Below are 22,861 nucleotides of genomic sequence, written 5' to 3' on the forward strand. Positions count from 1 at the left end.
GGGCTATTTGCGACGGCCGTAAGGATCGTTGCCGTCGAGAAAACCCATGTCGCGCTGCAGATGCGGCGGTAATTCCCTGATGTCGAGATAAGCCCGTTTCCTGGCTCCGTGCCGTGCCAATCCACGCGCCAGCCGCAAAAACCAGCCTTGGCCTGGCGTCAGAAATAGCTTTTCCTGTACAATGGTCATGATCATCAGCCTTTGTTATGTCTGGCGCATGACCCCGAAAATCGATATCGAATTTCGGAAAGGATCATGCGCAAAATCAAAAGGGCTACAGCGTCCTTTGCGCGCCCAAAAGGACGCGCGGCGCTGTAGACGAGAGTGATCGTCGACCTCAAATATCGGCCGGATCGGGCCTTGCTGCCAATCAAACGTTAATCACGGCCCATAAGGAGGATTTATGCCTGAACTCAAGTCACGGCAGGTCTCCCAGCTCCCTCCGCTTCAGGCGATCCGGGTGTTCGAGGCGGTGGCGCGGCATCTTTCCTTCACCAAGGCCGCCGGCGAGCTTGGCATGACGCAGGCGGCTGCGAGCTATCAGATCAAGCTTCTGGAAGAGCGCGTCGGGGCACCGTTGTTCCTGCGCCGGCCAAGGCAGATCGTGCTGACCGAGGCGGGGCAACGCCTGGCGCCTGCGGTCAGCGAGGCGTTCGCCCTGTTGGGTGGAGCCTATGCCGCGGCGCGCAGCGGCGCCGACGGCGTACTTTGTGTCTCGACGCTGCTGACCTTTGCCTCGAACTGGCTGGCGCAGCATCTCGGTTCGTTCCAGGTCGCGCATCCGTCGCTGGCGGTGCGCCTCGATACATCGAACCGCCTCGTCGACTTCGCCCGCGAGGACATCGACATCGCCATCCGTTCGGGCGGCGGAAACTGGCCGGGCGTGGAGGTGCACAAGCTTTTCAATGCGGACTTCACGCCGATGCTGAGCCCGAAACTCGCGGCAAGCATCGGCGGGGTGAAGGAGCCGGCCGATCTGTTGCGCCTGCCGATCCTCGACCCCGGCGATATCTGGTGGCGGGACTGGTTTATCGCCGCCGGCCTGCCGGTCGAGGAACTGGCCAAGCGCCCCGGCTCCAGCATGGGGGCGCAGGCCTATGAGGCCAACGCCGCGATCGCCGGGCAGGGCGTGGCGATCGTAACGGCCGCTCTTTTCAAGGCCGAGCTTGCCGATGGCCGCCTGATCCAGCCCTTCGATCTGGTCGGCGACGACGGCCACGCCTATTGGCTGGTCTATCCCCAGGCGCGGCGCAACGTGCCGAAGATCCGCGCTTTTCGCGAATGGATCCTGGCCGAGATTGCCGGCGGATAGTCGATAATCCATCGATCAAGCGGGCACCGACATCCGGCCTGTTCGCGCGCAAAAATCCTCCGGAGCAAGATACGCACGCGGCCGGATGCTGCGCTGCAGCAACGAATCCGGCTTGACATAAATCACGCGAGGTGAGTAATTGCTCACAGCCAAAGCAAATGCTCAGCTTGGTCCATGGGAGGAATTTTGATGAAACTTCGCACGCTCACCCTGGGTCTGTTGTCGGCCAGCACCCTCGCGTTCCCCGCGCATGCCGAATCCATCACCATCGCCACCGTCAACAATGGCGATATGGTCCGCATGCAGACGCTGACCGACGATTTCACCGCCAAGAACCCCGATATCCAGCTCCAGTGGGTCACGCTCGAGGAGAACGTGCTGCGCGAGCGCGTCACCACCGACATCGCCACCAAGGGCGGCCAGTACGACGTGATGACCATCGGCACTTACGAAGTTCCGATCTGGGCCAAGCAGAGCTGGCTGCTGCCGCTCGACAAGCTCGGCGACGACTATGACGTCAAGGACATCATCCCGGCCATTGCCGGTGGCCTGTCGGTCGATGGCACGCTTTATGCAGCACCGTTCTATGGCGAAAGCTCGTTCGTCATGTACCGCAAGGACCTGATGGAGAAGGCCGGGCTGACCATGCCCGACGCGCCGACCTGGGACTTCGTCAAGCAGGCCGCCGAGAAGATGACCGATCGCGCCAATGGCGTGAACGGCGTCTGCCTGCGCGGCAAGGCCGGCTGGGGCGAGAACATGGCCTTCCTGACCGCCATGTCGAACTCCTTCGGCGCACGCTGGTTCGATGAGAACTGGAAGCCTCAGTTCGACCAGCCCGAGTGGAAGAACACGCTGCAGTTCTATGTCGACCTGATGAAGGCCAATGGCCCGGAGGGCGCGTCTTCGAACGGCTTCAACGAAAACCTGGCGCTGTTCCAGCAGGGCAAGTGCGGCATGTGGATCGACGCCACCGTCGCTGCCTCCTTCGTCTCCGACCCAAAGAACTCCACGGTCGCCGACAAGGTCGGTTATGCGCTGGCGCCCGACAATGGCCTGGGCAAGCGCGGCAACTGGCTGTGGGCGTGGTCGCTGGCCATTCCCGCCGGCACGCAAAAGGCTGACGCCGCCCAAAAATTCGTGTCCTGGGCAACCAGCAAGGCCTATCTCGAGCTCGTCGCATCGAAGGAAGGCTGGGCCAATGTTCCGCCGGGAACGCGCACCTCGCTCTACGCCAACCCCGAGTACCAGAAGGCGGCGCCGTTCGCCAAGATGACACTGGACTCGATCAACGCCGCCGATCCGACGCATCCGACCGTCAAGCCGGTGCCCTATGTCGGTGTCCAGTTCGTCGCCATCCCCGAGTTCCAGGGCCTTGGCACCACCGTCGGCCAGCTGTTTTCGGCGGCACTCGCCGGCCAGACCAGCGTCGACGATGCTCTGAAGCAGGCCCAGGACGCCGCCACCGCAACGATGACCGAGGGCGGTTATATCCAGTAGGCTCCTCCCGGTGCCGAAAGCCGGTTGCCTATCTTAACCGGCAGGGGCCGCCCGAATCCCAGTTCGGGCGGCCACCTTCACAACACTGAAAAATTTGGCTGACCTTTGAAGGGTGACCGTCATGGCTACTCAGCAGACCCGTTCGCTTGCCCGCTTCATGATGGCGCCATCCGTGGTGCTGCTATTCGTCTGGATGATCGTGCCGCTGGCATTCACCCTGTGGTTCTCCTTCCAGCAGTACAATCCGCTCAACCCGATCCGCGACGGCTTCGTCGGCTTCTCGAATTACGCGCTTTTCTATTCCAATCCGGCATTCCTGCAGTCGATCCTCAACACGCTTATCCTCGTGGCCAGCGTGCTTTTGATCACGGTGATCGGCGGCATCCTGCTGGCGCTGCTGATCGATCAGCCGATGTGGGGACAGGGCATCGTCCGCATCCTCGTCATCTCGCCGTTCTTCGTAATGCCGCCGGTCGCCGCGCTGGTCTGGAAGAACATGATCATGCATCCGCAATACGGCGTCTTTGCCGACATTGCGCGCTTCTTCGGCGGTCAGCCGATCGACTGGTTTGGCCAATACCCGATGCTGGCGATCATCATCATCGTCGCCTGGCAATGGCTGCCGTTTGCGACGCTGATCCTGTTGACCTCCCTGCAGTCGCTCGACGGCGAGCAGAAGGAAGCCGCCGAGATGGACGGCGCCGGTTTCGTCAGCCGCTTCATCTATCTGACGCTGCCGCATATGTCGCGCGCCATCACCGTCGTCATCCTGATCCAGACGATCTTCCTTCTGTCGGTCTATGCCGAGATCCTCGTCACCACCAATGGCGGCCCGGGTTACGCCTCCACCAACCTGCCCTTCCTCGTCTACCAGAAGGCGTTGCTGGAGTTCAAAATCGGCCAGGCATCCGCCGGCGGTATCATTGCCGTCATTTTAGCCAACATCGTCGCCTTCTTCGCCATGCGCGCGGTCGGCAAGAACCTGGACAAATAAGGGAGGAAACGATGGCACGTGCAGTCAGCACCCAGCACAAGACGATCGCGACCGCGGCCGCCTGGATCGTCGCCCTGCTGATCTTCTTCCCGATCCTTTATACGATCATCACCTCGTTCAAGTCGGAGCAGGAGGCCATCCAGGGCTTCAACCTGTTTCCGTCGGGAACCACGGAAAGCTACACCGCGGTCGAGGCGCAGAGCGGCTACTTCAAGTTCTTCCTCAACTCGGTGTTCCTGTCGGTCGGCTCGACCATCCTGGCCTTGCTCGTCGCCATACCGGCGGCCTGGTCGATGGCGTTCTCGCCGGGCAAGTGGACCAAGGACATCCTGATGTGGATGCTTTCCACCAAGATGATGCCGGCGGTCGCCGTGCTGTTCCCGATCTACCTGATCTTCCGCGATACCGGACTGCTCGACAGCCGCATCGGCCTGATGATCATGCTGATGCTGATCAACCTGCCGATCGTGGTGTGGATGCTCTACACCTATTTTCGCGAGATCCCCGGCGAGATCCTGGAAGCGGCGCGCATGGACGGCGCATCGCTCTGGAACGAGATCGTCTATGTGCTGACGCCGATGGCGGTGCCGGGCATCGCCTCGACGATGCTGCTCAACATCATCCTGGCGTGGAACGAGGCGTTCTGGACGATCCGGCTGACCACCACCGAGGCCGTGCCGCTTACTGCCTTCATCAGTTCCTTCTCAAGCCCGCAAGGGCTGTTCTGGGCCAAGCTTTCGGCGGCCTCGACGCTGGCGATCGCGCCGATCCTGATCATGGGCTGGTTCAGCCAGAAGCAGCTGGTGCGCGGCCTGACGTTTGGCGCCGTGAAGTAACACCGCCGCAAGCGATGAACGACGGACAATAACCCCTCGGGGAGGAAACCATGGGAAACATCACGCTCAAGCACGTCTCCAAGTCGTTCGGGTCGACGATCATTATTCCGGGCATCGACTTGGTCATCGAAAACGGCGAGTTCGTCGTCTTCGTCGGCCCGTCGGGCTGCGGCAAGTCCACGCTGCTGCGACTGATCGCCGGGCTGGAGGACACCACCGCCGGCACCATCAACATCGACGGCCGCGACGTCACCGGCGAGGCGCCGGCCAAGCGCAAGCTGGCCATGGTGTTCCAGTCCTATGCGCTCTACCCGCACATGACGGTGGCCAAGAATATCGCCTTCCCGCTGAAGATGGCGGGCGAGGACCAGGCGACCATCGATCGGAAGGTCAAGGACGCGGCACGCATCCTGAACCTCACCAACTATCTCGATCGCCGCCCCGGCCAGCTCTCCGGCGGTCAGCGCCAGCGCGTCGCCATCGGCCGCGCCATCGTGCGCCAGCCATCGGCTTTCCTGTTCGACGAACCTCTGTCCAATCTCGACGCAGCACTGCGCGGCACCATGCGGCTGGAGATCAGCGAGCTGCATCATCAGCTCAAGACGACGATGATCTACGTCACCCACGACCAGGTCGAGGCGATGACCATGGCCGACAAGATCGTCGTGCTCAACGCCGGCAACATCGAACAGGTCGGCTCGCCGATGGAGCTCTACAAGACGCCGAAGAACCTGTTCGTCGCCGGCTTCATCGGTTCGCCCAGGATGAACCTGATCGAAGGCGCGCCGGCGGCCAAACATGGCGCCAAGACCGTCGGCATCCGTCCCGAGCATATGAACATCTCGACGACTTCAGGCGAATGGAAAGCCACGGTCGGTGTTGCCGAGCATCTCGGCTCCGACACGTTTCTGCACGTTCAGGCCGACGGTGTCGGGCCGCTGACGGTGCGCGCCGACGGCGAACTGGCCGCCCATCACGGCGACACGATCTATCTGACGCCGGACCAGACCAAGCTGCACCGCTTCGGCGCCGACGGAAAGGCGATGTTGCAATGAGGCTCGAGGGTAAATCGGCGCTGATCACCGGATCGGCGCGCGGCATCGGCCGGGCGTTCGCCGAAGCCTATGTCCGCGAGGGCGCCACCGTCGCCATCGGCGACATCAATCTCGAAGCTGCGGAAAAGACCGCTTCGGAGATCGGCGGCAATGCTTACGCCGTGAAACTGGACGTCACCGACCTCGCTTCGATCGAGGCGGCGGTGAAAGCAGTCGAGACAAGGGCCGGCGGACTGGACATCCTGGTCAACAACGCCGCTCTGTTCGACTTGGCGCCGATCGTCGAGATATCGAAGGCTAGCTATGACCGGCTGTTTTCGGTCAATGTCGCCGGCACGCTGTTCATGCTGCAGGCAGCCGCCCGCTCGATGATCGCGGCTGGCCGAGGCGGCAAGATCATCAACATGGCGAGCCAGGCCGGGCGCCGCGGCGAGGCGCTGGTTGCCGTCTACTGCGCTAGCAAGGCAGCCGTCATCTCACTCACCCAGTCGGCCGGCCTCGACCTGATCAAGCACCGCATCAACGTCAACGCCATCGCGCCCGGCGTCGTCGACGGCGAGCACTGGGACCATGTCGATGCCCTGTTCGCCAAATACGAAAACCGGCCGAAGGGCGAGAAGAAGCGGCTGGTCGGCGAAGCCGTGCCTTACGGCCGCATGGGCACGGCGCAAGACCTCACCGGCATGGCGGTGTTCCTGGCCAGCGATGACGCCGAATACATCGTCGCCCAGACCTACAATGTCGATGGCGGCCAGTGGATGAGTTGAACTTTCCTTCTCCCCTTGGGGAGAAGGTGCCGAGTGAAACGAGGGCGGACGGGGGGTGTTCTGATGCAGCACTTCGTCCAGCACCCCTCAACCGTCTCGGCGCTGCGCGCCGATCCACCTTCTCCCAAAAGGGGAGAAGGTCAGGCAGGCGCAGGCGCCGCAATGAGAAGGCGTTTGTTAAAATGACCGTAAAACTCTCATCGGCGGCACTGTCCCGCCTGCCGGAAAAAGTCGTCGGCCCGAAATATGATCGCGCCGCGCTCAAAGCCGGCATCGTGCATTTCGGCGTCGGCAACTTCCATCGCTCGCACCAGGCCGTCTATCTCGACGACCTGTTCAATGCGGGCGTCGGCCACGACTGGGCAATTGTCGGCGCCGGCGTTTTTGAGGGCGAAAAGGTCGGCCGCGGCAAGTTGCAGGAACAGGACTGGCTGACCACCGTGGTCGAGCAGGATTCTGGCCACATGAGCGCCCGCATCACCGGCGCCATGATCGACTTCCTGATGCCGGGCGATGCAGCCGCGATCTTGGAAAGGCTTGCCGACCCGGCGATAAGGATCGTTTCGCTGACGATCACCGAGGGCGGCTACTTCATCGATCCGGCATCGGGCGTGTTCAATCCGACCCATCCCGATATCGTCGCCGACGCGCAGCCGGGAGCAATGCCGAAGACTGTCTTCGGCATCATTCTTGCCGGGCTGTTGCGCCGCCGCGACGACGGCATCGTGCCGTTCACGGTCATGTCCTGCGACAACATCCCCCACAACGGCCATGTCACCGCCGACGGCGTCATCGGGCTCGCGCGGCTGATCGACGAGAAACTGGCGACCTGGGTGAGCGAGAACGTCGCCTTTCCCAACGGCATGGTCGACCGCATCACGCCGGCCACCACCGACCGCGAGCGCGGCATTCTGTCGAGCGAGTTCGGGCTCGACGACAATTGGCCGGTATTTTGCGAGCCGTTCAGGCAATGGGTCCTGGAGGACCATTTCACCGACGGCCGCCCGCCGCTGGAAAAGGTCGGCGTGCAGTTCGTCAGCGATGTCGCACCCTACGAGCTGATGAAGATCCGCATCCTCAATGGCGGCCATGCGACCATCGCCTATCCGGCCGGGCTGATGGACATCCATTTCGTCGACGAGGCGATGCAGGAGCCGCTGGTGCGCGGTTTTCTCGAAAAACTGGAGCACGACGAGATCATCCCGACGGTGCCGCCGGTGCCGGGTACCGTGCTGGAGGACTATTACCAGCTCATCGAGCACCGCTTCTCCAATCCGAAGATCGGCGACACCATTCGCAGGCTTTGCCTCGACGGCTCCAACCGGCAGCCGAAATTCATCATCCCGACCATCGCCGACCGGCTGAAGGCCGGCAAGGGCGTGGCCGGCCTGGCGCTGGAATCGGCGCTCTGGTGCCGCTATTGCTTCGGCACCACGGATTCAGGCGCGGTCATCGAGCCCAATGATCCAAGCTGGGACCGGCTGCAGACGACCGCCAGGGCGGCAAAGGCTGCGCCTGCCGCCTGGCTGGCCATGGAGGACATCTATGGCGAGGTCGGCCGCTCGACGCCGTTCGTCGAGGCCTTTGCCAAGGCGCTCGAGGCGCTCTGGGCCGATGGCGCACGTACGACGCTGACGCGCTACCTCGCCGGCAACCTCTAAGATCGGCTCAATGCATGTCCCCGCCGATGAGGGCCCTGCAATGACGCCTGACCTGGTCATTTTCGACTGCGACGGCGTGCTGGTCGACAGCGAGGGGCTGTCTGTTTCGGCGCTGCTTGGCATGATCACGCTTGCCGGCGGCAGTGTCAGCGAGGATGCCGCCTATGAGCATTTCCTCGGCAAAAGCATGAAAAGCGTTCGCGAAATCCTCGGTCGCGACTTCGGACTTGATATCACCGACCTGCATCTGAGCGAGATGCGCGTCGGGCTGATGCGCAAATTTCGCGAAGAGCTCAAGCCGATCCCCGGCATCGGCCAGGTTCTTCCGAAGCTTACCGTGCCATGCTGCGTTGCTTCCTCCGGCACGCTGGATCGCATCCGCTATGCGCTCGACGTTACCGGGCTGCTCGAGCTGCTCGAGCCGCATCTGTTCAGCGCCGCCATGGTGGCGCGGGGCAAGCCGGCGCCGGACCTTTTTCTCCACGCAGCCGCCAAAATGGGAGCGATCCCGCAAAATTGCGTCGTCGTCGAGGACAGCCCCGTCGGCGTCGCGGCGGCACGGGCGGCGGGAATGCGCGTCCTCGCCTTCACCGGCGGCTCGCATGCCGGCAACCCGGCACTGAAAGCGCGGCTTGCGTCGAGTGAACCGGACTTTATATTCGCTGACATGCTGCAACTGCCCGATCTGATTGCAGGCCTGGGAGCGAGAGTAAGAACATCTTGACGAACAGTTTCGTTTGCGCGGTCGATGTCGGCACCGGGAGCGCCCGTGCGGGCATTCTCGACACCGGAGGCACCTTGCTCGGCCGCGCCGAGCATCCGATCGTCATGAACCGGCCGAAGGCCGATCACGCCGAGCACGATTCGCAGGATATCTGGTCGGCGGTCTGCATTGCGGTGCGCGCGGCCAATGAAAAAGCCGGCGTGGCAGCGCAGGACATCGTCGGCATCTCCTTCGACGCCACCTGCTCGCTGGTGGTGCGGGGCAAGGATGGTGGCCAGCTCAGTGTCTCGGTGACAGGCGAAAGGCGCTGGGACACCATCGTCTGGCTCGATCACCGCGCCATTGCCGAGGCCGATGAATGCACCGAAAGCGGCCACGCCGTGCTCGACTATATCGGCGGCGTCATGTCGCCGGAAATGGAGACGCCGAAGCTGATGTGGCTGAAGCGCAACCTGCCCGCAACATGGAACGACGCCGGCTATCTATTCGACCTCGCCGACTTTCTCAGTTGGAAGGCAACCGGTTCGCTTGCCCGCTCGCAATGCACGCTGACCGCCAAATGGACCTATCTGGCGCATGAAGAGACCGGCTGGCGGCGCGACTTCTTCAAAGCCGTCGGGCTCGGCGATCTTTTCGAGCATGGCAATCTGCCTGACAAGGCCAGCCCGGTGGGCGCCGATATCGGCCGGCTGAGTAAGCAAGCCGCAGCCGAGCTTGGCCTGACCGAACAATGCCGGGTCGGCGCCGGCGTCATCGACGCCTATGCCGGCGCGCTCGGCGTGCTCGGCGGCTTCGCCGGCGATGAAACCAACATCGGTCGGCATCTGGCGCTGATCGCCGGCACTTCGAGCTGCGTCATGGCGATGTCGCCCGACCCGCAACCCTTTGCCGGGGTCTGGGGCCCGTATTGCGGCGCGGCGCTTCCCCGGCTTTGGCTGTCGGAAGGCGGCCAATCGGCCACTGGCGCGCTGCTCGATCACATCATCCGCTGGCACGGCGCCGGCGGCGAGCCGGACGCCGCCATGCACGCCAGGATTGCCCGACGCGTTGTCGAGTTGCGCGCCATAGAGGGCGAAAATCTGGCCGGAAGGCTGCATGTGCTGCCGGATTTCCATGGCAACCGCTCGCCGCTCGCCGACCCGCATGCCGTCGGCGTCATCAGCGGTCTGACGCTGGATTCCTCCTTCGACAGCCTGTGCAAGCTGTATTGGCGCACCGCCGTCAGCATTGCGCTGGGCGTGCGCCATGTGCTGGAAGCGCTGAATGAGAACGGCTATCTGATCGACACGCTGCATGTTACCGGCGGTCACACCAAAAACCCGCTGCTGATGGAGCTTTATGCCGACGCTACCGGCTGCACGGTGGTCGAGCCGCTGGCCGATGAGGCGGTGCTGCTCGGCACAGGCATGATCGCCGCCACCGCCGCCGGACTTTTTCCCGATTTGAACGCCGCCTGCGTCGCCATGCAGCAAGGCGGCAAGACGCGAGAGCCCAATTCGGCGGCCGCCGGCCGGTTCGACCGCGACTACCGCGTGTTTTTGGAGATGCACCGGCAGCGGCAGGCGCTGGACGAAATCAGGTAAATTGAGCAGCGTGCGCCTGCAAAGCGAGCGGCATTAAATTTCATCGTCGTGACCGCGCGTTCGGCTGTCCGCCCATTCATAGTAACGCGTGTATGGATGGCCTCCTCCGAAGCGGTTGGTTAGCTTCCTAATAATGTCCTTGCTTATCCCTAACTCCCGCATCGTGGCCAAGTACGCCACTGTCTCGACAGCGGCCATTGCAATAAAGTATTCGCGTGGGTCTGTTGATCTGTCTCTGGCACCATGAGCGGCTTCGTCACGGAAGCGCTTCGCCAACTTGCAATCCCCTATGATTGTCTCAGGTAAAATGTCATCCCCAAATTGGTTCAAAATATCGGCTATCGCCTTTTCGAACCTCTCAACCAAAGGAATTTGTTTGAGCGAGTTCACAACTTCAGAGAGCCTCTTGTCCGATATGCCCAACGCTTTGATGCAACTTTCCTGCCGGGCGGCTTTTCGCACATCTTTCAATTGAGCGTCTGTGATCCCCGAATCGACTTGATACGTTGGGATCGATTCAAACCATGCCATCGCTTTAAGCATACGGGAACGGTCGTAAATGTTGCCACCATTGATGAATTGAGAAGCGAGCCAATAGGTCACTTCCCATTGCTTTCGTCGGTTTAGCCAAAGCGTGAGTGCTCGGGCCGTCTCCGCCCGGTCAACATCCCTGAATACCCGAAATGCAGGCTCACTGTAGAACTCTGGGTTTTCCACCGAAGGGGCTTCCGGGACATACAAAGAAAAATAGGCATCATGGTCAAATTCCGTGGCCTCTGTATGTTGTCGCGTCGAAACTGCCTGGCCAACCCGCCGGCATGGGCGACCTTCCGACAGCTCGAAGAAAATCTGAACGTGGAATAGAACCTGAAAAATGTCAGCCAGCGGAACCGGTTCGCTGAACGTGACAGATATCCAAGTGGGATCGCGGCTAATTTCTTCGATGCGTCCAGCGAATACCGACTGATTTTTATTCAGGCGGACAACAATTCCGTCCGCTGCAACTTCGACAATCTGGAGACGGTCCTGATAGACCCTTTCGGTTTGGACATTCTCTTCAAATTCGAGTGCTCGATGCTGATTATAGGCGAGAGACCCTTTAGCGGCCGGAAGGCAAAACTCGGCTGCTGCGACACGGTAATTCTCATCCCACGCACGATTGCCGATTAGAGCGTGTTGGGCATGAATCGTACTTGCGAAAAACCGCGGCCAGCTGCCGAAAAGCGTTACGATCTTGCCGGTCTCAAGTGTCAGAATGGGATCCTTCGGCGGCATCGCCCTGGGGCGCGGTCCAAAAGAAAATAACTCCGCCTTGATCTCGCTGCAGGTGACCAAAAAACGGCCGCTCCTCTGGGCTTGATCCACGCACGACAGGTCGAGGATTGGCATTGTACTGCTTCCGCTCAGTTAACGTCGCCGTCGTTTAAAGATGATAATCTACAGTTGCGAAATGAACTTGACTGAGATGAGTGCAGGTACCCTGACAGATCACCCGCGCTACGTGAGAAAGACTTCAACGCGCGCTGCCTGGCAACTCTCCAGTATGGACGATAGGTCACCGCGATAGCTCCGCCTGCAATGCGTCTGCTATCTTTGGTTCCACCGCCGGATGATTGGTTCGCTGAGGTCGTGGTCGTAGCCGAGCACGCTTATGCTGGCGGTATCCAGCACGAACAGAGCGCCATCTTGCGGCGGCAGGCCGAGCCAGCGCGCGGCCAGCACCCTCAGGAAATGCGAGCTTGAAAACACCAGCACGTGATCGTTGACGTCACGCAGTTCGTCGACGATCCGATCCGCCCTTGCGCCGACGTCGTCTGCCGCCTCGCCGTCAGGGCAGCCGTCGCGAAACAGACGCCAGCCGGGGCGTTCGATGCGGATCTGCTTCGTGGTCAGCCCCTCGTAAGCGCCGTAATCCCATTCGGCCAGATCGGCCTTCTTCACGCCGGCCGAACCGAAGCCGGCCAGCGCGCAGGTCTTGAAGGCGCGCTGCGACGGGCTCGACCAGACGGCCTGGAACGAAAGCCCCTGCAACCGCTCAGCGACCCGTCCGGCGGCCGCCTCGCCGGCCGGCGTCAACGGTATGTCGGTCAGGCCGGTGTGCTTTCCCGACGCGCTCCATTCCGTCTCGCCATGTCGAACCAGATGGATTTCGGGAAACGCGCTCATCCGCATGCCTTTCGATTGAATCCGATGTGATGACCGCTCTTCAAATCGGCCAACGACGCGATCATAGCTGTAGCGGAATTGAGATTGTCCGCGGTCGGGCGCGAGATCATCGCGATTCCTGGCTCACTCTATTTGTACTCGAAGCGAAGTCGAGCAGCGAGAGAATGACGTAGTCGAGCAAGGCGTCTGTTCGATTGGTTAAGGATGAACGTCGTCTGATATGCTGATGAGCGCTGATGAGCTACCATTGATAGGCGGCTGCGTTCTGATAGCTGTTGCTGGCGCGGTGTGCCTGATAACATTGCGGCTCTCTTGCAGTGGTTGCGGACAAGGACAAGCAGGAAAGCTCCGATGACGCAACGGATACAGTTCTGCACGTCGCGGGACGGGGTTCGAATCGCCTTGGCGACGGCAGGCCACGGCCCGCCACTGGTGCGGGTCAACAACTGGTTCACGCACCTCGATATTGATTGGGAAAGCCCCGTCTGGCGGCATTGGCAAGAGACTCTCAGCGATCGACGGATGCTTGTCCGTTATGACCCGCGCGGGTCAGGCCTTTCGGACCGGGATGCGACCGACTTCTCGCTCGATGCCTGGGTAGCCGACCTGGAAGCGGTCGTCGATGCGCTCGGTTTGCATCGCTTTCCCATCATCGGGCTCTGTCAAGGTAGTCTGGTGGCGATTGCCTTTGCTGCGCGCCACCCCGAGCGTGTCACGCGGCTCGTCCTCTACAGCGGCTATCTACACGGCGCCTATGTCGACGGTGTGGGCGAGAAACTCGCCAAGCAGGCGCGGACGCTCTCGCAGATGATCGAAGTCGGATGGGGCCGTGAATCTGGAGCGTTCCGTGAAGTTTTTGCGAATCTTCTGATGCCGGACGGAGGCAAGGAGCAGCTCAAATGGATCGGTGAACTGCAGCGGCTAAGCGCGTCGCCTGAAACCGCATGCCGGCTGTGGAATGCCTTCCATGCATTCGACATCCGGGAAGAGGCACCCAAGATCACTATGCCGACGCTGGTCTTTCACGTTCGTGGCGACGGCATGGTACCGTTCGAGGCCGGCCGTAGCCTTGCTGCGATGATACCGAATGCCCGCTTCGTGCCGCTCGAAAGCAAGAACCACATCCTGCTGCCGCGCGAGAAGGCCTGGAGGAAGTTTCGGAAGGAACTCGACAATTTCCTTGATGCCGACGAGCCGATCAGTATGGCGCGGGGCAGCGAATTGTTCGACCTGACAGAGCGCGAAAAGGAACTCCTGGACCGCATCGCGCGCGGCCTGACCAATATCGAGATTGCACGAGGGCTGAACATCTCGGAAAAGACCGTGCGCAATCACATATCCAGCATCTTCTCCAAGCTTGGTGTCGAGCATCGTTCCCAGGCTATCGTGGCCGCGCGCAAGGCGGGATTTGGCCACGACTGAGCCGTTTTGGCTCGCCCACTGGGGCCGGCGCCCCAGAAAACCCGCCCCTTCTGGCAAAATAAGCAAGATCGGTAGGGCTCTCGCCCCATGACCGGGGCCCGTCGTTGCCCCATTTTTGCACCAGGATTGCAGAACTTGGGACACGGACCCATGAGCCAAACCTCAGCAGGCATCGTCAAGCAACGCCAGGATCCGCTTCGCGAGCGCTATCGCAGCGCTGCGGAAGAAGCCCTCATCACCGACCGCGCGAGAACGATTGATGATCGCGCAGATCCTTTCCACGGCAGCGTTGCTCTCGGGGAAGGAGATGGTTCGCCATGGCGGTTCGGTATTCATCGGGCGGTCGGCGGTTATCACGATCTGCCGAATCCGGGCGACATGCTGTGCGCCGCGCTCGCCGCCTGTCTCGATTCCACCCTTCGAATGGTTGCCGACCGGCTCGAGATTCGCCTTGAGTCGCTGGAGGTCGCCGTAAGCGCCGACGCCGACGTGCGAGGCGCGCTGCTCGTCGATCGCTCCGTTCCGGCAGGCTTCCAGCGCATAGGCTGCCGCGTGCGATTGCAGCCGGCTTCTGATGCCGATCCCACGAAGCTGCAGGTGCTCTTCGCGGCGGCCGAACACAGTTGTGTCGTGCTGCGGACCCTGCGCCACGGCGTTCCGGTGCGAACGCGCATCGGCGCGCCCTTCGACGAGGTGGCAGGTTCGCCGCCCGATCGACCCGGTCAACACGATTCCACGTCGCCTCCCGCGTCCGCGCCCATGGACTGGCCTCATCATTCACAAGCAGATCATTGGGCGTCTTTGGCGCCGGACCAGCGCCCGAGAGGAGAAGCGTCATGACCACACTGCTTGTCCGAACCAATAAAACAACCGCGCGAGCCCGCAAGTTTCGTTCGCCCCAGCAGAGCGCAGGCCATTCCCGTGGCCTCATTGGCGGATGCGACGGCAGACGAGCACAGCAACAGGGGGTGACTCATGACACCGCCACGGAGGCTTCACCGACCGCAGAATGAGTCGTGCGAACAAGTCCACGACGATCGAAAACGCCAACCCTGAAATGGAGGAACAGACTATGCCACTCGTCGACATTCACGTCATCCGAGACGTTTTCACGCCCGCCCAGAAGCACAAGCTGATCGAGAAGGTGACCGAAGCGATGGTCGCCGTCGAAGGCGAAAACATGCGCGGCGTCACCTGGGTCAAGATCAACGAAGTCGCAAGCGGCGACTGGGCGATCGGCGGAGAGATGCTGACGTCCGAAAAGGTCAAGGCCATCGCTGCCGGACGCGGTGCTGCGGCATAACCCGTGCTGGACCTGGTCCGATTGTCCAGATCAACGAAACGGATCCCTTCGACATCACTTACGTCGATCCCGGACCAATTGAGCGCGATGCCCGGACACCGGGCTGCGCCGGCCAGCGCAAGCTCAAGTGCTTGACCCGCGCCGCGGGCGACCTCGTCCCGGGCAACAGAATGAGACAGTGGCGGTGATCAGATTCGACGCCATAACTGCGGGCGCTCGCTGCGCTGGTTCACCGGTGGCGTTCCGCAAACTCGCTGATGCCGCGCAGCAGCTGGTTCTGGTCGCCGACCCAGAACCAGTGGTCGTCGCCGGCGACCTCCACGAACCGCCCTCCGGGTATCTTCGCAGCAAGGAAGCGACCCGCCTCCGAGTGGACCGCGCGGTCGCCCGAGCGATGCAGCACCAGTGTCGGGACCGAGACCCTTGCGAGCAAATGGCGGACGTCGGTGTCGCGCAGCGCATCGATCACACCTGCAACGGCACCTGGACTGGACGCCGCCCGCAGCAACCCGGCCCACCAGGCTTCCGCTTGGCGGTCGCCGACCAGGCTCGGGGCAAAGGTTTCGATCTCGGCCGGTCCGCCCCAGTTGGCGACCAGGCGGCGCTTCCAGAGGTCGTATTGCTCGGAGGTCAAGGCGAAAGCGTATTCGGGCGTCCGGCTGCCTTTGGCCAGGGAGCCCCACAGAACGAGCCCGATGAGGCGATCGGGATGATCGACTGCAAAGCGGATGCAGCCGGGACCGCCTTCCGACGAACCGATGAGGAGCGCAAGGCGGCTTCCGGCCGCGTTCATGACCGCCAATATGTCCTGCGCCGTCGCGTCGACGGTTGGACGCGCTCCGACGCGGTCGGAAAGGCCCACGCCGCGCCGGTCGAAGAGGATAAGGCGACCGATACGCGAAACCGCCGCAATCCACGCGCGGCAGCGGCTGTCTTCCCAGATCCGCTCCACATGCGAAACGAACCCGGGAACGAGCACGATGTCCGGCGGACCACTGCCGACGGTCTGGAACGCGAGGTGGATCCCATCCACCTCGACATAACGCGTTCGCGGCGCTTCCGGAGCAGTGGTCTTGCTTGGCTCTTGTAACAAGGCAACGGTTGCAGGGTCAGGTGTCACGCCAAGCTCTTCTTGCAAGTGCCGGGCGCATGCTTCGAATTGGCGCTCGGCTGCCGCCCTGTTCCCGACCGCCAAGTGGGCACGGATCAGATGGCGGTGCGCATTTTCGCTCAGCGGATCCAGTCCCACCAGACGCGTCGCATGCACAACTGCGGTGAGAGGTTCTCCAGCGGCGATCTGCGTTTCGACCAGGCGCTCCAACGCCTGTGTCAGGCGGCTGCGCAGGGCCTCGCGCCTGAAGAACGCCCATTCCTCGAATTCCTGACAATCCGGCAGGGAGAAACCCGCAAGAAAATCGCCCGTGTATATGTTGGCCGCCGTTTCAAGAGAGCCGTGGTCGCAGGCGTGCTCAAAAATTCTGGAGTCAATCTCGACGGAAAGCTCCGGGTGCAGGCTGAGGGAAGTTCCGCTCACGGCGACGAGTTCGCTGCGAAAAGCGATCCGGATCTTGTAAAGGATACGCCGAAGGCGCGCCCGAGCAGTCTCTTCGTCGGCTTCGGGCCACAGCAGCGTGGCCGCAGTTTCACGCGCGACGGGCCGACCGGCCTCGGCAAGAAAGATGAGCAGCGCGGCTGCCTTGCGCAGGGCAAGTGGCATCGGCTGTCCGTCCAAGCGGAACTCCGGAAAGCCCAAAAGTCGAAACTCCAATTTCTCCATGGATCCGCTCGCGACAAATCGCACCAGGCAGGGGACGTTGAGGGGACGCCTGCCGTCTATCGTTGCCCCTGCGACTTTCGGGCCAACTGCGCCCAACTTTGGAGCGATAAATGTCACTGGTCAATTCTATCATCCCCCACCACCCATCCGAGGCTGTTGCCGCGGATGGCGTCTCGATTGCTTATGAACACATTGGCTGCGGCGAGCCGCTCATGCTGCTTCACGGCGTAACTGAAAGCCGTGAGTCCTGGCATGAGGCCGGTTATGTCGAGCAATTCCTGCAGCGCGAACGGCGGCTGATCCTTGTCGATTGCCGCGGCCATGGCCGCAGCGGCAAGCCGCACGATCCGGCTGCCTATTCGGGCCGCAGGCGGGCGGCCGATATCATCGCGGTCCTCGACCACGCCGGCATTCGCCGCGCTGCACTAATGGGTCATTCGATGGGCGGTGTCATCGCACTTGCCACCGCCGCGTATCATCCGGACCGCGTCGATGCACTGATCGTCAATGGCGCGCATCCCTTCGCGGAAGACCTTACTCCCTTGCGAGCCGCACTCAAGGATAACTTCGAAGCGTGGCTTGCCTTCGTGAAGCAGTTGGCCCCCGACCTTTCGCCGGACAGCTGCCGACGCATCCGAGATAATGATCTCCCTGCTGTTCAGGCAAGCCTCGCCAGGGATAGAGCGGATTTCTCAGCGGCTCTTGCGAAGCTCGATATCCCAGTGCTGGCAATCAGCGGCACGCTCGATCCCCGATGCGATGCCACCCGAAAGTTCGCAGAACTGGCCGGAGGTGAATTCCTACCGCTTGAGGGCAGGAACCATGTGACGGCCTTTCTCGATGTCGAGACGATCGTGCCGGTTGTCGACCAATTCCTCGGCAGTATCGGCACCCGCAATGCAGGGCGAGGAGGGTGAGCCATGTGTCGGTCATGTCTCTCCTGGTACGGACGACGCATCGCGCCGTACGTCGTCCACGCCGGCTGTTCGGCGACCGCTTTCTCGCGCATGCGGCAGCGCATGGTGCCGCTGGCGGAGGGCGTTGTGGTCGAAGTCGGCTTCGGGTCCGGCCTGAACCTGCCTTACTACGATGCAGCCAAGGTGAGGCGGCTTGTCGGCGTCGATCCTGACGGCACTATGCTCGCTTTGGCGAAACGACAGAACCGCGCTTTGCCGTTCGATGTCGAATGCCTCCAGGCCTGCGGCGAAAGCATGCCACTTGTGAGTGGATTCGCCGACACAGTGATCGTCGCTTACGCCTTCTGCACCATTCCGAAGCCGGCGGCTGCGCTGACGGAGATCCGGCGCATCTTGAAGCCCGGCGGGCGGTTGATCTTCCTCGAACACGGGCAAGCGAATGCCGGCTGGCGGAGAAGGTTGCAGGATCGGCTCAACCGCTTCTGGGGCGTTCTTGCCGGCGGATGCAATCTCAACCGCAACCCGTTTCAGCTCGTGGCGAGCGCCCACTTCGACATTCGAGACGCATGGCAGGAGGGGTTTCCGCCCACCTTCTGGCTGTTGGGCAGCCACTACGCGGGCGTCGCCATAAGGCAGCCTGACTGCCAGCCATCACAACCGAGAACGTCAACCTGAACAGGAGGAAGTCATGCCACTTGTCGACATTCACCTGAGTAGGAACACTAGCTACACGATTGCCGGACTGCTTGCCGTGCTCGTGATCATGCCGGATCCGGCCAATGCAGCCGACGAGGCGGAGGTAGCGCCTTCAAGCGATAGGGGTTGGCTGACGACGTCGTTCGCCGTCCTCGACGTGCCCAACCCGCCCGCCGACGCTGGCGCCGAACTCGACGAGGTGAAGGCGTTTGTCGCACGGCGGAGCGCTGCCGACGTCGAACGCACCCGCTGGTGGAACGTCGGCGGACCGGCCTACCGGTGGAATGAGATCGCCGTCGACACGATGCTCGCCGACTTCGTCACCTCGCTCGCCGCGGGACGTGGTCTCGCCTTGATGCACGCGGCGATCGACGACGCGGTCGCGGCCGCATCAGCGATGAAGCAAACGCCCGGCAGGGCGCGCCCGGCCAGGGCCGATCCATCGATCGACACGGCGATTCCGACGCCGGACAGTTCGTCCTACCCGTCCGAGTATGCGGCAGCGGCGGCAGCGGCCGCAGGCGTGCTCGGCGATCTCTTCTCTAATCGCGCGAGCGCATTTGCCGAGAAGGCGGAAGAGGCCATGCAGAGCCGGCTCCTTGCAGGGGTCGAATTTCCAACCGACATCGCCGCCGGCCGGGCGCTCGGAGAGAAGATGGCCGCGCTTGCGATAGCGCGCGGCGAGGCCGATGGGTCAGATGCCAAATGGACAGGAAGCGTTCCGCAGGGACCAGGCAAATGGCAAGGCAGCAAGCCGATCGCCCCGCTCGCCGGCACCTGGCGTCCCTGGGTGCTCGACCGTCCGGACGAGTTCCGCCCCGCCCCGCCGCCTGCCTTCAATTCCGAGGCGGTCGCCGCGGCCCTGGCGGAGCTCAAGAGCTACGAGCGCACGCCGGCGAGCAACCACAAGGCCCTCTATTGGGAGGTGTTCGGCGGCGGCCGTGACTTCTCGCTTTGGAACGAGATCGCGCGGACGAAGCTCCTGGAATACGGCCCGGCGTTCGGCCCGCAGGCGTCGGCCCGCGCGCTGGCGGCTCTGAACGTCGCCCATGTCGATGCCACCATTGCCTGCTTCGACGCGAAGTATGTCTAATGGTACATCCGGCCCTCGCAGCTCGACCCCGAGCTCGAGACCGTGTTCCCCTCGCCCAATCACCCGAGCTACCCAGCCGCTCACTCTTGCCTGTCGACCGCCCGCGCGACGGTGCTGGCGCACCTCTTCCCGCGCGACCGCGAACGGCTTTTCGCCCGCGCGACGGAGGCGAGCGAGTCGCGGATCTGGGCCGGCATCCACTACCGCTTCGATATCGAGGCAGGGGAGACCGTGGGCCGGCAGGTCGCCGAGAAGGTGCTGTCGCGCGCCTTCACCGACAGGGAGGAGTGAGAAGCTTACCGTTCCCATTGGAGTTAGAACCATGTCCACGATGTTTACTTTCAACCAAGCGATGTCGGTCGCTGCGAAACCGCGGACAGCCAAAATCAACGGCCGGCTGTGGGGTGCGCGCGCCAGGGACTGGGCAGAGATCCAGGAGGGCACGGTTCGTCCAGTCTACGAGGCGGTGCTGGAGCACACGCACATGAGGGAGGGGACGCACTACCTCGATGTTGGCTGTGGCGCCGGCATGGCGGCGCAGATCGCCGCGGCGCGCGGCGCCGAGGTGTCGGGCATCGACGCCGCCGAGGCGCTCCTCGACATCGCGCGGCTGCGGACGCCGGAAGGCGATTTCCGCCAGGGCGATATGGAGGAACTGCCTTTCGATGACGGCAGCTTCGACGTGGCCACCGGCTTCAATTCATTCCAGTACGCCGGCAATCCCCTTGTCGCGCTCCGCGAAGCGCGACGCGTGACCCGGCCCAACGGTTCCGTCGTAATCATGACCTGGGGCAATCCTGAAGGCATGCAGGCAGCATCGCTATTGGCCGCCCTGCGCCCGTTGATGCCGCCACCGCCGCCGAATGCGCCCGGACCTTTCGCACTGTCCGACGAGCAGGCTTTGCGCAAGTTCGCCTCCGAGGCCGGCCTCACACCGGTGGACGTGTTCGATGTCGACAGTCCCTTCGTCTATCCGGACGAAGCCACGGCGGTACGCGGCCTCAACTCCGCCGGCGTTGCGGCACGCGCCATGGAATACTCCGGCGAGCAGGCCGTGACTCGGGCGCACACCGAGGCGATCGCGCCCTTCCGCCAGCCCGACGACAGCTATCACATCGAGGCGACTTTTCGCTGCCTGCTGGCGCGGCCGTAACGACTTGGCGTAGCCGACATGGTGACATCACGCCGAACTGTCGAGATCGCAGTGAACATTGCGCGCTTGAACGAGAGGTTTCACCGAAAGGAGGCAGATATGACCGCCGCAGCTCGAAAGCATACCGTCGAAGACCCCCTCGAGGCAGTACGCCGGCTGGGCCCGACCATCGCCAGTCGCGCCGCAGACATCGAGAGTGCCCGCCGCATACCTCGCGATCTGCTTGATGAACTGACAGGCGCCGGCTGTTTTCGTGTCCTGACGCCAACCTCGCACGGTGGTCTCGGTGCCGACCTGGCGAGCGGGATGAGGGTCTTTGAGGCCCTCGCCCGTGCCGACGCATCGGTGGGCTGGACTGTCATGATCGGCAGCGCCTCGTGGATCGACCTGGTGGGGCTTCCCCGTGCCACATTCGACAACCTGTTTGCTTCGCGCCGCAACGTCATCTTTGCCGGCGTATTCAGCCCGTCTGGCTCGGTCACGGCCGTCGAGGGCGGCTACAATGTCACGGGGCGGTGGAGCTTCGCCAGCGGCTGTGAGCACGCCGACTGGTTGTTCGGCAACAACGTCGAGAGCATCGAGGATGGAGTACCCCACCTGCGCACGGTGGTGTTCTCTCCCGACCAGGTTGTGATCGAGAATACCTGGAACGTCTCGGGCCTGTGCGGGACCGGAAGCCATCACTTCCGTGTCGACGACGTCTTTGTGATGTCCGAGCGGACGCTCGTTCCGCTCGTCGACAAGCCATGCATCGACGCCGTCATCGTTAATATCCCGCCGCCGGTCCTGGCATCACTCAGCATCGCGTCGATCGCTGTGGGCATTGGGCAAGGCGCGTTGGACGACATCATCGAATTGGCAACCAAGAAGACTCCTCTCCTCGCCGAAAGCACTCTCGCCCGAAGCGGCTATTTCCAATTCGAGCTGGCCAATGCCGACGCAGCACTCCGTGCGGCTCGAGCATTGTTGTACGAGAGCGCCGAATCGGTGTGGGCGACCGTGGCAGGCGGATCACCGCTGGCTATCGAGGATCGGGCACGCATCAGGGCGGCGGCAGTGTGGGCAACCAACCGCACCGCTGAGGTGGTGACCAGCGCCTATCGCGCCGGCGGCGGCAGTTCGCTCTATGCCTCTTCGCCTCTGCAAAGGCGTCTGCGCGACGTCAATGCCCTGACGCAGCACTTCCTGGTCAAAAACGACACGCTGACAACGGCCGGCGCCATTCTCGCCGGCCAGGACGTATCGGTGATGGTGTTCTGAAAGGAGCAAAAAGACGGATCTCTACGTCATCCGTCGCCGAGGAGCCTAGGCCGATCTGGATGTATTGGGTACGGCCGCCGAGATGTCAAAGCGTGTCGGCGAGGAAATGTCCGACCAGGTTCGCTGGATTCGCAGCCACGTCGTCAACGAGTCCGACGGCCGTATCGGGTCGGTCTGCATCTATCAGGCGCCCGACGAAGAATCGCTCCGCGAGCACGGCCGTCGCATCGGCGCACCGGGTGAGGAGTTCGCCGTCGTCCAAAACACAGTGGTCGTGCGGGACGACCCGGCCGGCAGCGACGGGATCGAGGCTGTTCATCAATTTTTCCGCTTCCTCGTGCGTCTTTGCGGCCTGACCGTCATAGAGGTCGATCGCGATCGCCCTGATCCCAGATGCCAACATCGACGCCTTGATCGAACTTGCAGCGCTGGACCTGCTGGCGTCCAGATTAAGCACGCCGCTCCAGTTCGCCGAGCATCTCAACCGCGCCTTCGAGCAGGGCTTCAAGCTGGGCGACAAGCCAATCACCCCTGAGATCGTCGCATCCACGCTCGCGCCCGACTTTGACGATCTCGCGATGATCTCGCGCCCAACCCCAGATGATCTCAATCCGCTAATCATAGCGGCTTCTGCGCTCTCTG

Annotated in this window: 23 protein-coding genes; 19 read left to right on the plus strand and 4 right to left on the minus strand. The window is 62.6% G+C overall.

Features of this window, described 5'->3' with window-relative positions; all coding sequences use genetic code 11:
• Positions 1 to 3: 3 nt before the first annotated feature.
• On the minus strand, positions 4 to 189 hold the full coding sequence (locus tag AC0L2V_RS29825) for a hypothetical protein (RefSeq protein ID WP_027152175.1): 186 nt from the start codon (positions 187 to 189) through the stop codon (positions 4 to 6).
• Positions 190 to 403: 214 nt separating this feature from the next.
• On the opposite strand from AC0L2V_RS29825, the gene gcvA reads away from it, so the two are divergent.
• The 9 genes from gcvA (at position 404) to AC0L2V_RS29870 (ending at position 10,432) form a co-directional block, all read left to right on the plus strand.
• Positions 404 to 1,312, plus strand: a complete 909-nt coding sequence (gene gcvA / locus AC0L2V_RS29830) for a transcriptional regulator GcvA (RefSeq protein WP_473507962.1) — start codon at positions 404 to 406, stop codon at positions 1,310 to 1,312.
• A gap of 189 nt (positions 1,313 to 1,501) precedes the next feature.
• Positions 1,502 to 2,812 (plus strand): ABC transporter substrate-binding protein, encoded by a 1,311-nt coding sequence (locus AC0L2V_RS29835; RefSeq protein WP_473521925.1) that lies wholly within the window; start codon positions 1,502 to 1,504, stop codon positions 2,810 to 2,812.
• Between the two features lie 121 nt (positions 2,813 to 2,933).
• Entirely contained in the window at positions 2,934 to 3,806 is an 873-nt protein-coding gene (locus AC0L2V_RS29840; protein WP_091596287.1) for a carbohydrate ABC transporter permease, read from the plus strand.
• An 11-nt stretch (positions 3,807 to 3,817) separates the two neighbouring features.
• On the plus strand, positions 3,818 to 4,642 hold the full coding sequence (locus AC0L2V_RS29845) for a carbohydrate ABC transporter permease (RefSeq protein ID WP_473521926.1): 825 nt from the start codon (positions 3,818 to 3,820) through the stop codon (positions 4,640 to 4,642).
• A gap of 50 nt (positions 4,643 to 4,692) precedes the next feature.
• Positions 4,693 to 5,697 (plus strand): ABC transporter ATP-binding protein, encoded by a 1,005-nt coding sequence (locus tag AC0L2V_RS29850; protein ID WP_091596290.1) that lies wholly within the window; start codon positions 4,693 to 4,695, stop codon positions 5,695 to 5,697.
• Positions 5,694 to 6,464, plus strand: coding sequence for an L-iditol 2-dehydrogenase (locus tag AC0L2V_RS29855; RefSeq protein ID WP_473507961.1), 771 nt, complete (start codon positions 5,694 to 5,696; stop codon positions 6,462 to 6,464). The genes AC0L2V_RS29850 and AC0L2V_RS29855 overlap by 4 nt, the downstream gene beginning before the upstream one ends.
• A 182-nt stretch (positions 6,465 to 6,646) precedes the next feature.
• The gene (locus AC0L2V_RS29860) at positions 6,647 to 8,125 is read left to right on the plus strand and encodes a mannitol dehydrogenase family protein (RefSeq protein ID WP_473507960.1); all 1,479 of its coding nucleotides are present in this window, start codon (positions 6,647 to 6,649) and stop codon (positions 8,123 to 8,125) included.
• Between the two features lie 40 nt (positions 8,126 to 8,165).
• Entirely contained in the window at positions 8,166 to 8,849 is a 684-nt protein-coding gene (locus tag AC0L2V_RS29865) for an HAD-IA family hydrolase (protein ID WP_473521927.1), read from the plus strand.
• Positions 8,846 to 10,432, plus strand: coding sequence for an FGGY-family carbohydrate kinase (locus tag AC0L2V_RS29870; RefSeq protein WP_473521928.1), 1,587 nt, complete (start codon positions 8,846 to 8,848; stop codon positions 10,430 to 10,432). Before AC0L2V_RS29865 ends, AC0L2V_RS29870 begins: the two co-directional genes overlap by 4 nt.
• A gap of 33 nt (positions 10,433 to 10,465) precedes the next feature.
• Here the strand turns inward: AC0L2V_RS29870 and AC0L2V_RS29875 are convergent, their stop codons facing one another.
• Together AC0L2V_RS29875 and AC0L2V_RS29880 are read right to left on the minus strand one after the other, a co-directional pair.
• Complete coding sequence (locus AC0L2V_RS29875; protein ID WP_473521929.1) at positions 10,466 to 11,821, minus strand: hypothetical protein; 1,356 nt, start codon at positions 11,819 to 11,821, stop codon at positions 10,466 to 10,468.
• Positions 11,822 to 12,019: 198 nt separating this feature from the next.
• Positions 12,020 to 12,598 (minus strand): histidine phosphatase family protein, encoded by a 579-nt coding sequence (locus AC0L2V_RS29880; RefSeq protein WP_473507955.1) that lies wholly within the window; start codon positions 12,596 to 12,598, stop codon positions 12,020 to 12,022.
• Between the two features lie 351 nt (positions 12,599 to 12,949).
• Here AC0L2V_RS29880 and AC0L2V_RS29885 point away from each other — a divergent pair, with 351 nt between their 5' ends.
• From AC0L2V_RS29885 to AC0L2V_RS29895, 3 genes are all read left to right on the plus strand, one after another.
• Positions 12,950 to 14,020, plus strand: coding sequence for an alpha/beta fold hydrolase (locus tag AC0L2V_RS29885; protein WP_473507954.1), 1,071 nt, complete (start codon positions 12,950 to 12,952; stop codon positions 14,018 to 14,020).
• A gap of 378 nt (positions 14,021 to 14,398) precedes the next feature.
• Positions 14,399 to 14,860, plus strand: coding sequence for an OsmC family protein (locus AC0L2V_RS29890; RefSeq protein ID WP_473521933.1), 462 nt, complete (start codon positions 14,399 to 14,401; stop codon positions 14,858 to 14,860).
• Positions 14,861 to 15,092: 232 nt separating this feature from the next.
• Entirely contained in the window at positions 15,093 to 15,323 is a 231-nt protein-coding gene (locus AC0L2V_RS29895; RefSeq protein ID WP_473507952.1) for a tautomerase family protein, read from the plus strand.
• 229 nt (positions 15,324 to 15,552) lie between these two features.
• Here AC0L2V_RS29895 and AC0L2V_RS29900 read toward each other — a convergent pair whose 3' ends face one another.
• Positions 15,553 to 17,100, minus strand: a complete 1,548-nt coding sequence (locus AC0L2V_RS29900; RefSeq protein ID WP_473508078.1) for a bifunctional AfsR/SARP family transcriptional regulator/alpha/beta hydrolase — start codon at positions 17,098 to 17,100, stop codon at positions 15,553 to 15,555.
• A gap of 212 nt (positions 17,101 to 17,312) precedes the next feature.
• Here AC0L2V_RS29900 and AC0L2V_RS29905 point away from each other — a divergent pair, with 212 nt between their 5' ends.
• The 7 genes from AC0L2V_RS29905 (at position 17,313) to AC0L2V_RS29935 (ending at position 22,754) form a co-directional block, all read left to right on the plus strand.
• Positions 17,313 to 18,017 (plus strand): alpha/beta fold hydrolase, encoded by a 705-nt coding sequence (locus AC0L2V_RS29905; protein WP_473521934.1) that lies wholly within the window; start codon positions 17,313 to 17,315, stop codon positions 18,015 to 18,017.
• Between the two features lie 3 nt (positions 18,018 to 18,020).
• Entirely contained in the window at positions 18,021 to 18,692 is a 672-nt protein-coding gene (locus AC0L2V_RS29910; RefSeq protein ID WP_473507950.1) for a class I SAM-dependent methyltransferase, read from the plus strand.
• Positions 18,693 to 18,705: 13 nt separating this feature from the next.
• Entirely contained in the window at positions 18,706 to 19,806 is a 1,101-nt protein-coding gene (locus AC0L2V_RS29915) for a phosphatase PAP2 family protein (RefSeq protein ID WP_473507949.1), read from the plus strand.
• A 6-nt stretch (positions 19,807 to 19,812) separates the two neighbouring features.
• Positions 19,813 to 20,097, plus strand: coding sequence for a phosphatase PAP2 family protein (locus tag AC0L2V_RS29920; protein WP_473508077.1), 285 nt, complete (start codon positions 19,813 to 19,815; stop codon positions 20,095 to 20,097).
• Positions 20,098 to 20,128: 31 nt separating this feature from the next.
• Entirely contained in the window at positions 20,129 to 20,959 is an 831-nt protein-coding gene (locus AC0L2V_RS29925) for a class I SAM-dependent methyltransferase (RefSeq protein WP_473507948.1), read from the plus strand.
• Between the two features lie 99 nt (positions 20,960 to 21,058).
• Positions 21,059 to 22,219 carry an acyl-CoA dehydrogenase family protein gene (locus tag AC0L2V_RS29930; protein WP_473507947.1) on the plus strand — a complete coding sequence of 387 codons (1,161 nt, stop codon included), beginning with the start codon at positions 21,059 to 21,061 and terminating at the stop codon, positions 22,217 to 22,219.
• Between the two features lie 106 nt (positions 22,220 to 22,325).
• Positions 22,326 to 22,754, plus strand: coding sequence for a nickel-binding protein (locus tag AC0L2V_RS29935; protein WP_473521935.1), 429 nt, complete (start codon positions 22,326 to 22,328; stop codon positions 22,752 to 22,754).
• Positions 22,755 to 22,861: the final 107 nt, after the last annotated feature.

Source organism: Mesorhizobium sp. WSM4814 (assembly GCF_055811595.1).